The organism is Micrococcus sp. LASM2_SD2 (assembly GCF_057364565.1).
The window spans coordinates 1-11,993 of the sequence record NZ_JBNFOB010000047.1 but is presented as its reverse complement, the minus strand read 5'-3'; the positions used below and the strand labels follow the sequence as shown (position 1 = coordinate 11,993).

Genomic DNA, 11,993 nt, shown 5'->3' with positions numbered 1-11,993 from the left:
TTGAGGCCGCGGGCGGCGAGGTAGGAGTCCTGCGGGCCGGCGACCGCGCCGGCGCGAACTGCTGGTAGGCCACCGCCTCGGCCAGCGCCCGGCCGCAGAACTCGCGGTCGCCACCACCAGCGCGCCGCCGATCACGTCCGAGTGCCCGCCGATGTATTTGGTGGTGGAGTGCACCACCACGTCGGCGCCGAGGTCGAGGGGCCGCTGGAGGTAGGGCGAGGCGAACGTGTTGTCCACGACCAGCAGCGCACCGGCGTCGTGGGCGATCTGCGCCCAGGCGGCCAGGTCCGCGATGCCGAGCAGCGGGTTGGACGGCGTCTCCACCCACAGCAGCGCGGTGCGGCCGGGGCGGACAGCCGCGGCGACTGCCGTCGGGTCGGTGATGTCCACGGGGGTGTTGGACACGCCCCACGGCTCGAGGACGGTGGTGATGAGGCGGTGGGTGCCGCCGTAGCCGTCGCCGCCCAGCACGATGTGGTCGCCGGGGCGCAGCACGGCCCGCAGGAGGGCGTCCTCGGCGGCGAGCCCGGAGGCGAACGCGAACGCCCGGTCGCCGTGCTCGAGGGCGGCGAGCTGGGTCTCGAAGCCGTTCCGGGTCGGGTTGGAGCCGCGGCTGTACTCGTGCCCGGCCCGCAGCACGTTGATGCCGTCCTGCACGAAGGTGCTGGTCTGGTAGATCGGCGGCACCACGGCGCCGGTCAGCGGGTCGGGCTCCTGGCCGGCGTGCACGGCGGTGGTGGTGAAGCCGCGGACGGCGGGACGGGACACGGAGCGGGTGGTGTGGTGGACGGCGGTCATCTCAGCGCACCTCCTGGGTGACGGCGGCGGTCTCGGGGACGGCGGGCGTGGTGGCGGGGACGGCCGGCCCGGCGGCGGACACCACGGCCAGGGCACGGTCCAGGTCCGCGATCAGGTCGTCGGGACACTCCAGCCCGATGGAGAGCCGGACGGTGGTCTCGGCGATCCCGGCGGCCTCGCGCTGCTGCCGCGTCAGGCGACAGTGCGTCATGGTCGCGGGGTGCGAGACGAGGGACCGGGCGTCGCCGACGTTGACCACCAGCTGGAACAGCTCGAGCGCGTCGAGGAACGGGGCCACGGCCTCGGGGCCGCAGGCCAGGTCGAAGGAGAACACCGAGCCGACGCCGTCCGGAAAGTCGCGGGCGGCCAGCGCCGCGCTGGGATGCCCGGCCACGCCGGGGTGGTGCACCCGCGCGACGGCGGGGTGCCCGGCCAGGTGTTCCGCCACGGCCAGCGCGGTGGCGGTGTGGCGGGCCACGCGCAGGTTGAGCGTCTCGAGCCCCTGGATGAACTGCGCCGCGCTCGCGGGGGCGAGGGTGGGGCCGAGGTCGTGCAGGAACTTGCTGCGGGCCAGCGTCAGGTAGGCGCCGCGGCCGTGCCGCTCGACCAGCGTCTGCCCGCCGTAGCGGGCCTTGGGCCGGGCCAGCTGCGGCCACCGGTCCGGCGCCGCGCCGTAGTCGAACGTGCCGCCGTCCACGATCGCGCCGCCGAGCACCGCGCCGTGCCCGCCGAGGAACTTGGTGGCCGAGTGCACGACGACGTCGGCGCCGTGCTCCAGCGGCCGGTAGAGGGCCGGCGTCGCAAGGGTGCTGTCCACCACCACGGGCACACCGGCCGCGTGGGCGAGGTCCGCGAGCGCGGGCAGGTCCGGGAGGGTGGCGAGCGGGTTGGTGATGGCTCGAGGAAGAACGCGCGGGTCTCGGGCCGGACCGCGGCGGCCCACGCGGGCGGGTCCGCCGGGTCCGCGAAGGTGACCTCGATGCCGAAGTCCGCGAACGTGTCCGTCAGCAGGTCGACGGTGCCGCCGTAGAGCTGGCTGGAGGCGACCAGGTGCTTGCCGCCCTGCAGCAGCGCCAGCAGGGACAGCGCGACGGCGGCCTGGCCGGTGGCCGTGGCGATCGCGCCGATGCCGCCCTCCAGCGCGGCGAGGCGGTTCTCGAACACCGCGACGGTCGGGTTGCCCGTGCGGCTGTAGGTGAAGCCGGGGGTCTCGAGCCGGAACATCGATGCCGCCGTGGCGTGGTCCGGGAAACGGAACGCCGTGGTCTGGTGGATGGGCGGGACGACCGGCCGGTGGGGTGCGGCGGGCTCGTAGCCGGCGTGGACTTGTTGTGTGGCATGACGGGGCATCTGCTCTCCTCCATCGGTCCTGGCGTTAGCACCGGGCCTGCCGTTCCCGGGGGTCCGGGTGCGGCGGGCGGGTTGCTGCGGCGTCGTCGAGCCAGATCTCTCGGCCGCTCTGGATGGGTGGTGAGCCCATCCCACGCGGTGGGCCGCCGCGAGTCCAGCGGACGGCCGGCTCGCACGTAATATGAGCCGCCACCGTGCCATCCGGGACCGGCCGGAGCCTCTCCGGGGCGCGGCGGGCCGAGGCAGACCCGTGTGACGAACTGGCGTGGAGGGGGATGTGTCAGACTCCCGGGCATGACGCGGAGCACACCGGGCGGACCGCCCCCGCCGCCGGAAGGACGGGCGCGGTGGCTGGTCGCCTCCAACGCCCTCGACGCGGGTGGCCGGTCCGCCACGGACGTCGCCCTGGACGTCCTGGCGGTGCTCCTGCTCGGCGTGGGCGCCGACGGCATGGGCGTGCTGATGACGCTCTCCGGGTTGGGATTCCTCCTGCTCGGCGTACCCATCGGCATCGTGGTGGACCGACACCTCAGCCCGCGGCTGCTCGCGGCCACCGGCCTCGCCAAGGCGGCGGTGCTCGGCTCGCTCGTCGTGGCGTGGGCGCTCGACGCGCTCACGTTCGGTCACCTCGCCACCGTCATGGCCCTGCTGGGCGTGCTCACGGTGCTGGCCGAGACCACCCAGACCGCGCTCGTGCCGCGCGTCGTGCCGGCCACCGCCGTCGCCCGCCTGACGCGCGGCTCGAGTCCGCCGACGCCGCCCTCGTGCTGATCGTGCCGCCGCGCGGCGTGCTCGTCGGGTCGCTGGGCGCAGGGCCCGTGCTCGGCATCGCGACGACGTTCCTCTTCGCGGCGGCGATCGTCGCGCTCCGGGTACGGCTGCGGCCCTCCGCCGCGGCGGACGTCCCGGACCACGACGGGGCCCCGGCGTCGCCGGACGTCCTCTCCCGCTGGGCCCGGTTCGGGAAGGACGCCGCGAAGGGGTGGACGGTCCTGCGGCGCACCCCGGTCCTGTGGCTGCTGACGATGGGGTCGGTGGCCGCCAACGTGGGCATGGCCCTCTTCGCCCCGGTCGAGGCGGTCTGGATCCTGACCGACCTGCGGCTTGGGCCGGGGTTCCTGGGCGTCCAGATCACCGCGGGCGCGGTCGGGGCGCTGGCGGCCTCGTCCCTGGCGGGCCGTGCCATCGACCGCCTGGGCGAGCGCCGGTGCATCCTCCTCGGCTCGGTCGGCTGCGCCGTGGCCGTGGGGCTGCACCTGCTGGCCTACGCCGACCGCGCTCATGCCGGGCCGTGGCTGCTGGCCGGCGCCGCCCTCTGGGGGTTCATGGTCCTGCTCGGGAACATCACCCAGGCCGCCGTGACCGCCCGTGCCTGCCCCGAGGGCACGCTCGGGCGGGTCACCGCGATGCGCCGCACCCTCACCCGGGGCTCCGTGCCGCTGGCGACCCTCGCGGGAGGTGCGCTCGGGGCGACGCTTGGGGTCGGCTGGGCGCTCGCGGGGTGGCAGGTCCTGGCGGTGGTCTCGCTGGCCGCCGTCGTGCCGGCCGCGCGGTGGGTGGATGCGAGGCGCGACGACGTCGACTGAGGCCGAGACGCTGACGCGGACACCGAGGTCGCTTAATGTGTGGCCATGGTCACCCGTCCCGTTTTCCAGCAGCCGGTGGTCGACGCCGTCGACATCCGTTCCGTCGCGGAGTTCTACCGCGAGCTCCTCGGCCTCCACTACCGCGCGGGCGACGAGCTCGCGGACGGTCGCGAGCCGGACAGCGCGGACTGGCTCGTGCTGCTGGACGACGACGGCCGCCGCGTCCTGACATTCCAGCGCACCGAGGAACTGAAGCCCAGCACGTGGCCGTCACCCGAGGTGCCGATGCAGCTGCACCTGGATTTCACCGTGCCGGACCGCGATTCCCTCGACGCGGCCCACGTCCACGCCCTGCGCCTGGGCGGGCGCCTCGTCCTGGACCGCTCCGACGACGAGGAGGAACCCCTGTACGTGTTCGCGGACCCGGCCGGCCACCCCTTCTGCGTCTTTGTGGGGTGAGCGCGCCAGACCGCGGGGGTGGTTTCACGCGCATGCCGAAGACAAGAAGCCGGTCCAGTGCCGTCGGTAAGGTCGTCGGATGATCCCGCAACCCACAGATCGACTCACGTTCCGGCGCATGACCGACGCTGACCTCGACGACATGTGCAGGCTCCTCGGAGACGCGGAGGTGATGCGCTACTACCCGCGGGCCAAGTCGCGCAATGAAGTGCAGCGGTGGATCAACTGGTCGAAGGACAACTACGCCAAGCATGGGTTCGGCCTGTGGGTCATCGAACACCGGGCCACCGGCGACTTCATCGGTGACTGCGGCCTGACCTGGCAGAACGTCGACGGCCAAGAGGTCCTCGAGGTCGGCTACCACGTCCTGCCAGAACGCCAGGGACAAGGACTGGCAACCGAGGGGGCCTCTGCCTGCCTGCGATACGCGTTCGAGACCCTCGAGGCAACGATGGTCACCGCGATCATCAACCCCGACAACATGGCTTCCCGTCGCGTGGCCGAACGAATCGGCATGACCGTGTGGAAGAGCACGCATGATCCCAATGGAGCGCCGATCGTGGTCTACAGCAGCCACGGCCAAGAGGCATGACGCACTGAACTGCCGCCATGGGTGCGTGCCCATTGAGGAGATACGCCCTGCGCCCAGCCGTCCAGGCGCTTCTGCGTCTTCGTGGCGTGGGCGGCCGGGCCCGCGGCACGGCTCAGCGGTGACGGCGGCGGCTCAGCCCTCGAGCCGCTGGTCGAACTCCTCGTGGTCCAGCTGGCGGTGCATGCGGCGGTCCAGGCGCTCCTCGAGCCGGTCCACGCGTGCCTGCAGCTCGTCGGCGCGGCTCCGGGCCTGATCGCGCTCCAGCTCGGCCTGCTTCACCCGCTCCACGCCGCCCCTGGAACGGTTCGACATGACCGTCCACACGATGGCGATCGCGATCAGACCCATCACGACGAGCACGACGATGTCGGCGAAAGTGGTGGGCTCGTCCATCAGGATGCCTCCGGTGCAGGCGGGGGATGCGGTCATCTTCAGGATACGGTGGGGACTGGTGCATGGATAGGTGACAGTTAGTCTCACGCCGCGTGTGCGGTCGTGGGGTCCATGACCATCTCGTACTCGACCGGGGTCAACCGACCCAGCCGGTCCTGCCGGCGCTGCCGGTGATACGTCTTCTCGATCCACGTCACGATTGCCGTGCGTCACTCCTGCCGTGGGGCCCGTTGCCGTCGATCGAGCACGTTCTTCTTACAGGAGCGCGAAGAAGGACTCCATGGCCGCATTCTCCCCGGCCGAGCCGACCTGTTCCATCGAGCCGAGCATCCCGTGGGCGGTGAGGGCGTCCTGGAACACGTTCGAGCGGAACTGCCAGCCGCGGTCGGAGTGCACCACGCACCCGGCCACCACGCTCGTGCCTGCTCGGCGCGCCACGGCCTGCTCGAGCGCGTCCACGGCCAACGATGCCTGCATCCGGTCGGCCATGGAGTACCCCACGATCCGCCCGGCGTAGAGGTCCTTGATGGCGCAGAGGCAGAGCTTGGTCCCGAACACTGAAGTGCCACCCGTTGGTCTGGCAGAGCCGCCAGGCGGTCCGGGTGGCCATGGGTTCCCCGGCGTTCTCGGCCTCCTCACGCAGCAGCCGGTACCCGAACTTAAGGCTCGTTCTGGTCAGCGGCGTGCAGGGCGTTGGCCCGGTAGGCCTGGTCGAGATCGGTTCGCGTGAGAGGGTTCTCCAGCCAGCGGTAGTAAGGCTGGCGGGCGAGGCTGAGCACCCGCAAGGACACCACGACGCGGATCGGCGTCGCCGGCGAGCTCTTTCACGAGCGGGTACATCATTTTTCGGCAGGTTCGCCTGGGACAAGTACGCGGCGGCCCGGCGCAGGACTTCGTTCTCCTGCTCCAGCAGACCGATCCTGCGCCGGGCAGTGCGGAGTTCTTCAGCTTCGGCCTTCGTGGTCCCGGGCTTGTTGCCGGCCTCGATCTCTGCCTGAGGCATCCAGTTCGTCAAGCAGGACTCGCAGATGCCGAAGTCCTGGGCGATCTGGGCCAGCCGAGTATCGGGCTCGCGGTACTGGGCCACGCGGACGACGTCATCGCGGAACTCTCAGGGGGTAGGGGGCGGGCATGGTGCACACCCTTCCCCGTGGTGGGCGAACACCACAGATCGTATGTCACCCCTTCGCGCACCAGTCTCTGGACGACGTCGCCGCCGAGCCTGGAGCTAACGGGTTGGCACCCATCGCATACTTGCGTTTCGCCATCGCTACGGACGGGTCCTCAACTCTCAGTTTCGAGGACTTTCCAGCCCAAACCACACTTCTTTGATGGGGCCAGACGGCGCTCACTCTTCCTCCGGCACGTCCCCGGCGGAGGTGTAGGCGGTCGGCGGGGTGCCGTTCACGAGCCAGTCACCGGCCATGCGCACCTTGAACGCCGCCGGGTCATGGGTGGCGATGGTGCGGGCGTTGCGCCAGTGCCGGTCCAGCTGCAGGGCCGTCGACGTCGAGGACGCCCCGAGGGTGTCGAAGATGTGGGTGCACACGTCCAGCACGAACCCGGGCACCACGGCCTGGGCCCGGTAGGCGGCCACCATGGCGTCGTCCCAGGCGGAGGCGAGGCGGCCGGCGTCGTGGTTCGGCTCCGCCGCGAGAGCGGCGGCGGCATCCATGAGGCGGCCCACCACGCGGACCATCTCCTCGGCGGCGGAGACCTGCCCGGCCATGCGGCCGACGATCTCCAGCAGCTGCGGGTCGTGCTGGGGACGGACCGCGGTGCCGGTGTTGAAGGTGCGCCGGCGGTGGCGCAGCAGCTCCACGCCCTCGTTCAGCGCGGCCCGGGCCACACCCACCTGCAGCGCCAGCAGGGACGCCTCCTCCAGCACCGGGACCGGGCCGTGGGGGCGCGGGATCTCCAGCAGCTCCTCGGCGGCGGCACCGTCCAGCAGCACCGAGCCGGTGGCGGTCATGCGCTGGCCGAAGCCGTCCCAGTCGTCCTTGATGCGCACCCGCGGCTGGCGCACCCGCACCACGGCCACGGCCCGCTCGGGCTCGCGCACCACACCGCCGGCACGCTTGGAGTTGCGACGGGAGACCAGGTCCGCACCCTCGATGCCGACCGTGACGATCGTCCACGCCGCGAACGCCGTGCCGGTGGCGTAGTACTTCTCGCCCGCGACCCCGTGGTGCCGCCTCACCCCCGCTCGAGCGTCCGCTGGGCCGCCTCCCGCACCGCCTGTGTGAGCCGCACCAGGCGCGTCACGGGCAGTGTGGCCGCCTGCCAGTAGAGGGGCACGAGGACGTCGTCGAGCCCGGGCACGCGGACCAGCCGGCCGGCGCGCACGTCCTCGACGGCCTGGGCGTCCACGAGCATCCCCCACCCCAGACCGGCCCGGACAGACCGGTGGAACCCGTCGAACGACGGCGCCAGGTGCGTGGGCGGGGCGACGTCCAGCCCGGCGCCGCTCAGCGCGAGGCGCTGCAGGTCGTCCTTCGCGTTGTAGCGCATCATGGGCATCGCGCCGAGGTCTACGACGTCGCCCGCCGCGTGCCGAGCGAGCAGGGCGGGCGCCACGAGCGGGACGTAGCGCATGCTCCCCAGCGGCTCCGCCGCGCACCCGTGCACCGGCTGCGGCTCCGTGGTGACGGCGGCCAGCACCTCGCCGCGGCGCAGCAGCCGGGCGCTGTGGTCCTGGTCCTCGACGTGCAGGTCCAGGACCGTGTCATCCCAGTCGGCGGCCTCCGCCAGGACCGGCCCGAACCACGTGCCCAGCACGTCGGCGGGCACGGCCAGGGAGGTGACGCTGCGCCCGGCCGCCGTGCGGCCCAGCCCGGCCCACGCCTCCTGTTCGAGCACCCGCATGTGCCGAGCCACGCGCACCAGGCCGACGCCGGCCTCGGTCGGCTCGCAGGGTGTGCCGCGCCGGAGCAGCACCTGGCCCACCTCCCGCTCCAGGGCGCGGATGCGCTGGCTGACCGCGGAGGCGCTGACGCCGAGCTCGTACGCGGCCGCCTCGAACGAGCCCTCGTCCGCGATCGCACGCAGCGCCTGCAGCTGGTCCAGGTTCATGAAGCAGAGCTTAGGTGCCTGCAGTTCTCTTCGTTTGGCTCAGGCCCGGCCGGCCCTAGCGTCCTCACCCATGTGGACCCTCGCAGGCACCGGCCTGCTCACCGGACTCGCGCTCATCGTCGCCATCGGCGCCCAGAACGCCTTCGTGCTCCGCCAGGGCGTGCGCCGGGAGCATGTGGGCGCCGTCGTGCTGGTGTGCATGTCCTCGGACGCCGTGCTGATCCTGGCCGGCACCGCCGGGGTGGGCGCGCTCGTGCAGGCCGTGCCGTGGCTGCTCGAGGTGCTGCGCTGGGGTGGCGCCCTGTACCTGCTCTGGTTCGCGGTCTCCTCCCTGCGTGCCGCGCTGCGTCCGCAGGGGCTCGTGGCCGAGCAGGCGCCGCGCACCGCGGGTTCGGTCATCGCCACCACATTCGCGCTGACCTGGCTCAACCCGCACGTCTACCTGGACACCGTGGTGCTGCTGGGCAGCCTCGCCAACCAGCACGGTCCCGACGCGCGGTGGGTCTTCGCCGCCGGCGCCGTCGCCGCCTCGGTCCTGTGGTTCACCGCGCTCGGCTACGGCGCGCGCCTGCTGGCCCGGGTGCTCGCCGACCCGAAGGCGTGGCGCGTGGTGGACGTGGTGATCGCGGTGGTCATGGCGGTGCTCGCGGTCCGGCTCATCGCCGGTTCCGGCCTGTGGGGGTGAGCAGGCAGACGTCGGAGCGCGCCTCCGGCACGAGCCACTACCCGCGCTCACCCCGGAGGTCGGCGCGAGCCTGACGCAACGCCTCGCGGTAGGACTCCGCCTTCTGGTCGTAGAGCCCCGCAGACGAGGCCTCCCCTACGAGGTCGCTCAGCGCGGCACGCCGCTCCCCGCGCTTCCGCTGCTGATAGGACACGACGTCTTGGAGCCGGATGCGTCGGTGCCGACCACCGGTCGTCCTCTCGTACGGCAACGCGCCCTCCTCGAGCAGCCTCACCAGCGTGGGACGACTGATGCCGAGGAAGTTCGCCGCCTCCTGTGTCGTGAGCAGCTGGTCGACGGGCGCCACCGTGATGGCCTTGCCCACCCGCATCGCCTCGACGACGTCCCGCAGGACGTTGAAAGCCTCTGGCGGCAGGGGAACCTTCTGCCCATCAGGGCCGACCAGGGCAGCCGGCTGCGTCAGGCCGTCGAGGAACCTGCCGACGTCGAGTATCTCCTCGAGATCCGTCGGCGGCAGCACCGTGTGCTTGTCATTCACCGTCGCAGTCATGGAGCAAGACTACCCGCGAAAACGAAAAATTCGCAGTTTCCTCTCGCGTCCGCTTCCCCGCTCCGGGGCGCTGCGTCAGCCGCGCGCGTAGGCGAGTGACTCCTCGATGATCCCGACGACGACGGCCAGCTCTGCCTCGTCCCGCGGACCGTAGAGCATCCACTTCGTGCCGAAGTCCGCGTAGCCATGCGGTTCGAGCCATCCGAGCTCGGCCAGACGGACGCCGCGCTCGGGCGCCAGGACGAGGTGCACTGACGTGTCGTCCACCCCATGCAGGTGCACCGGCTCCCAGCGCCGGCCTGGTAAGAGGTTGACCTCCGGGGTGCGCTCCTCCGGCCGGCCAGGCAAGGCCACCAGGCCCCCTCACTCCCCGCCCAGCTCCTCCCGGAGGAGCCGGGCACCGGCCACGAGCGCCGCCGTCTTGTCCCGGGCCACGGAGCGAGCCAGGGGCGCCATGCCGCAGTTGGTGCTCGCGATCAGCTTGTCCGCGTCCACGAACTCGAGGGTCTCCCGGAGGGTCGCCGCGACCTCCTCTGGCGTCTCGATCTCGTCGCTCGCCACGTCGATCGCGCCGACCATCACCTTCTTGCCGCGCAGCAGGCCGATGAGCTCCGCCGGCACACGGGAGTGGTGCCGCTCCAGGGCGATCGTGTCGATCGTGGACTCGCGCAGCAGCGGGAACGACGTCTCGTACTGGCGCCACTCCTGCCCCAGCGTGGCCTTCCAGTCGTTGTTCGCCTTGATCCCGTAGCCGTAGCAGATGTGCACGGCCGTCTCACACGTCAGGCCCTCGGCCGCACGCTCGAGCGTCGCCACGCCCCAGTCGCGGACGTCGTCGAAGAACACGTTGAACGCGGGCTCGTCGAACTGCACGACGTCGACGCCCACCGCCGCCAGCTCCCGCGCCTCCTCGTTGAGGATGCGCGCGAACTCCCACGCGAGCTTCTCGCGGCTGCCGTAGTGGCGGTCGGCGAGGGTGTCGATCATGGTCATCGGCCCGGGCAGGGTCCACTTGATGGGCCGGTCCGTCCGCGCGCGCAGGGCCTTCGCGTCGTCCACGAACACCGGCGCCGGCCGGCCCACCTCCCCGACGACGGTCGGCACGCTCGCGTCGTACCGGTCGCGGATCCGCACCGTCTCGCGCCGGTCGAAGTCCACGCCGCCGAGGTGCTCGATGAACGTGGTGACGAAGTGCTGGCGGGTCTGCTCGCCGTCGCAGACGATGTCGATGCCCGCGCGCTCCTGGTCGGCCACGGCGAGGGCGAGCGCGTCGAGCTTTCCCTCGCGCAGCCGCTCCCCCTCGAGCTTCCAGGGCGACCAGAGCGTCTCCTCCTCGGCGAGCCAGCCGGGCTTCGGCAGGCTGCCGACGAGGGTGGTGGGGATCAGGGTGGTCATCGGGTCTCCTCGGTGTCTCGTGCGGCGTGGGCGGCGGCCCAGCGCTCCAGCAGGTCGCGGTGCGGGCCCACGAAGTGCTCCTGTGTGTACTCCCCCTGCTCCCGGCCGAGGCGGGCCCGCTCCTCGCGGTCGTAGGCGATCCGGGTCTGCGAGAAGTCGCCGTGGTCCAGGCGCGGCCGGTAGACCTCGCCGGCCCCGGCGTTCGCGTTGTAGATCTCCGGCCGGTAGATCCGCTGGAAGGTCTCCATGGTGGCGATCAACCCGGCCAGGGAGAGGTTCGCGTGGTCGTTGAGCAGGTCGCCCCGCGAGTAGAACGCCAGCGGCGCCACGGACCCGCGCGGCAGGAAGCACCGGATCCCCAGGCCCATCCGGCCGAAGTAGCGGTCCGTGCGGGAGGGTGCGTCCTGGCGGTACTCGACTCCGAGCACCGGGTGCTCGTTCGTCAGCCGCCGGTAGGTGCGGCTCGTGGACACGCTGATGCAGATCACGGGCGGTTGCGGGAACCGCTCCCGGTACGCCTGCGAGTCGAGCAGGTGCCGGAACAGCCGCCCGTGCAGGTCGCCGAAGCCGTCGGGCTCCTCGGTCCCCGGCGACGTCGCGCGTGCGCGGGCAGCACCACGGAGAAGTCGTGGTCGCGGACGTAGGAGGAGAAGTTGTTCCCCACACTGCGGCCGAGCACGGCGCCCGTCGCGCGCTCGACCACCCGCACGTCGAGCATCTCCATGAGCGGGAAGTCGACGTCCGCGCCGTCGTCGGCGGTGAAGTGCACGTCGATCGAGACGATCTCGATCCGCGCCGTGTAGCGGTCCCGCTCCGGGTTGTCCCAGGGGGCGAGGTCGTTGAGGCGCCCGTCGATCATGGCCAGAGCGGCGCGCAGGTTCTCCCGCCGGTCCGCGCCGCGGGCGAGGTTCGCGAAGTTCGTGGTGGCGCGCGTGCTGGCGGCGGGCGTGTAGTCCTCGTCGAACGGCGTGGTGTGGATGTTGAACGTCAGATCGTCCACGCGGGTGGGAACGGTGCTCGGGACAAGGTTGGCGTGGCTCAATCCGGGTCCTCTCCGGGGTGCGGGGCGCGGGTGGTGCGGTGGTGGGGCGGGGGCGGACGGGGCACCGCGGA

General features: G+C 72.0%; 12 protein-coding genes and 3 pseudogenes. 5 read left to right on the top strand and 10 right to left on the bottom strand.

Annotated elements, in window-relative coordinates:
• Positions 1 to 798 (bottom strand): annotated as a pseudogene (locus AC2W7A_RS04415) (aminotransferase class I/II-fold pyridoxal phosphate-dependent enzyme); the annotation flags it as partial.
• A 1-nt stretch (position 799) separates the two neighbouring features.
• A pseudogene (locus AC2W7A_RS04410) lies at positions 800 to 2,148 on the bottom strand (O-acetylhomoserine aminocarboxypropyltransferase/cysteine synthase family protein).
• A gap of 294 nt (positions 2,149 to 2,442) precedes the next feature.
• Between AC2W7A_RS04410 and AC2W7A_RS04405 the strand changes: the two are divergent.
• The 4 genes from AC2W7A_RS04405 to AC2W7A_RS04390 all read left to right on the top strand — a co-directional run bounded on the left by AC2W7A_RS04405 (position 2,443) and on the right by AC2W7A_RS04390 (position 4,785).
• Entirely contained in the window at positions 2,443 to 2,919 is a 477-nt protein-coding gene (locus AC2W7A_RS04405; protein ID WP_485990296.1) for a hypothetical protein, read from the top strand.
• Positions 2,913 to 3,734 (top strand): MFS transporter, encoded by an 822-nt coding sequence (locus AC2W7A_RS04400; protein ID WP_485990295.1) that lies wholly within the window; start codon positions 2,913 to 2,915, stop codon positions 3,732 to 3,734. The genes AC2W7A_RS04405 and AC2W7A_RS04400 overlap by 7 nt, the downstream gene beginning before the upstream one ends.
• Before the next feature lie 45 nt (positions 3,735 to 3,779).
• Positions 3,780 to 4,193, top strand: a complete 414-nt coding sequence (locus AC2W7A_RS04395) for a VOC family protein (protein ID WP_485990294.1) — start codon at positions 3,780 to 3,782, stop codon at positions 4,191 to 4,193.
• 79 nt (positions 4,194 to 4,272) lie between these two features.
• Positions 4,273 to 4,785 (top strand): GNAT family N-acetyltransferase, encoded by a 513-nt coding sequence (locus AC2W7A_RS04390; RefSeq protein WP_485990293.1) that lies wholly within the window; start codon positions 4,273 to 4,275, stop codon positions 4,783 to 4,785.
• Between the two features lie 132 nt (positions 4,786 to 4,917).
• On the opposite strand, the gene AC2W7A_RS04385 is transcribed toward AC2W7A_RS04390, so the two are convergent.
• The 4 genes from AC2W7A_RS04385 to AC2W7A_RS04370 all read right to left on the bottom strand — a co-directional run bounded on the left by AC2W7A_RS04385 (position 4,918) and on the right by AC2W7A_RS04370 (position 8,250).
• Positions 4,918 to 5,214: a hypothetical protein gene (locus AC2W7A_RS04385; RefSeq protein WP_485990292.1), complete on the bottom strand. Its 297-nt coding sequence runs from the start codon at positions 5,212 to 5,214 to the stop codon at positions 4,918 to 4,920.
• A 219-nt stretch (positions 5,215 to 5,433) separates the two neighbouring features.
• Positions 5,434 to 5,736 carry a transposase gene (locus AC2W7A_RS04380; protein ID WP_485990291.1) on the bottom strand — a complete coding sequence of 101 codons (303 nt, stop codon included), beginning with the start codon at positions 5,734 to 5,736 and terminating at the stop codon, positions 5,434 to 5,436.
• 790 nt (positions 5,737 to 6,526) lie between these two features.
• Positions 6,527 to 7,378, bottom strand: coding sequence for an acyl-CoA dehydrogenase family protein (locus AC2W7A_RS04375; protein ID WP_485990290.1), 852 nt, complete (start codon positions 7,376 to 7,378; stop codon positions 6,527 to 6,529).
• Positions 7,375 to 8,250, bottom strand: coding sequence for an ArgP/LysG family DNA-binding transcriptional regulator (locus tag AC2W7A_RS04370; RefSeq protein ID WP_485990289.1), 876 nt, complete (start codon positions 8,248 to 8,250; stop codon positions 7,375 to 7,377). The genes AC2W7A_RS04375 and AC2W7A_RS04370 overlap by 4 nt, the downstream gene beginning before the upstream one ends.
• 70 nt (positions 8,251 to 8,320) lie before the next feature.
• Between AC2W7A_RS04370 and lysE the strand changes: the two genes are divergently transcribed.
• Complete coding sequence (lysE, locus tag AC2W7A_RS04365; RefSeq protein WP_485990288.1) at positions 8,321 to 8,935, top strand: L-lysine exporter; 615 nt, start codon at positions 8,321 to 8,323, stop codon at positions 8,933 to 8,935.
• Between the two features lie 37 nt (positions 8,936 to 8,972).
• Here the strand turns inward: lysE and AC2W7A_RS04360 are convergent, their stop codons facing one another.
• The 4 genes and pseudogenes from AC2W7A_RS04360 to AC2W7A_RS04345 form a co-directional block, all read right to left on the bottom strand.
• Positions 8,973 to 9,485 (bottom strand): helix-turn-helix domain-containing protein, encoded by a 513-nt coding sequence (locus AC2W7A_RS04360; RefSeq protein ID WP_485990287.1) that lies wholly within the window; start codon positions 9,483 to 9,485, stop codon positions 8,973 to 8,975.
• A gap of 75 nt (positions 9,486 to 9,560) precedes the next feature.
• Positions 9,561 to 9,839 (bottom strand): luciferase domain-containing protein, encoded by a 279-nt coding sequence (locus AC2W7A_RS04355; protein WP_485990286.1) that lies wholly within the window; start codon positions 9,837 to 9,839, stop codon positions 9,561 to 9,563.
• Positions 9,840 to 9,848: 9 nt separating this feature from the next.
• Positions 9,849 to 10,880: a methionine synthase gene (locus AC2W7A_RS04350; protein ID WP_485990285.1), complete on the bottom strand. Its 1,032-nt coding sequence runs from the start codon at positions 10,878 to 10,880 to the stop codon at positions 9,849 to 9,851.
• Positions 10,877 to 11,922, bottom strand: a pseudogene (locus tag AC2W7A_RS04345) (putative oxygenase MesX). Before AC2W7A_RS04345 ends, AC2W7A_RS04350 begins: the two are co-directional and overlap by 4 nt.
• Between the last annotated feature and the right edge of the window lie 71 nt (positions 11,923 to 11,993).

Coding starts and splice junctions, on each gene's coding strand:
- AC2W7A_RS04405 (WP_485990296.1), top strand. CDS start 2,443: ATGACGCGGAGCACACCGGGCGGACCGCCCCCGCCGCCGGAAGGACGG.
- AC2W7A_RS04395 (WP_485990294.1), top strand. CDS start 3,780: ATGGTCACCCGTCCCGTTTTCCAGCAGCCGGTGGTCGACGCCGTCGAC.
- AC2W7A_RS04390 (WP_485990293.1), top strand. CDS start 4,273: ATGATCCCGCAACCCACAGATCGACTCACGTTCCGGCGCATGACCGAC.
- AC2W7A_RS04385 (WP_485990292.1), bottom strand. CDS start 5,214: ATGACCGCATCCCCCGCCTGCACCGGAGGCATCCTGATGGACGAGCCC.
- AC2W7A_RS04370 (WP_485990289.1), bottom strand. CDS start 8,250: ATGAACCTGGACCAGCTGCAGGCGCTGCGTGCGATCGCGGACGAGGGC.
- lysE (WP_485990288.1), top strand. CDS start 8,321: ATGTGGACCCTCGCAGGCACCGGCCTGCTCACCGGACTCGCGCTCATC.
- AC2W7A_RS04360 (WP_485990287.1), bottom strand. CDS start 9,485: ATGACTGCGACGGTGAATGACAAGCACACGGTGCTGCCGCCGACGGAT.
- AC2W7A_RS04350 (WP_485990285.1), bottom strand. CDS start 10,880: ATGACCACCCTGATCCCCACCACCCTCGTCGGCAGCCTGCCGAAGCCC.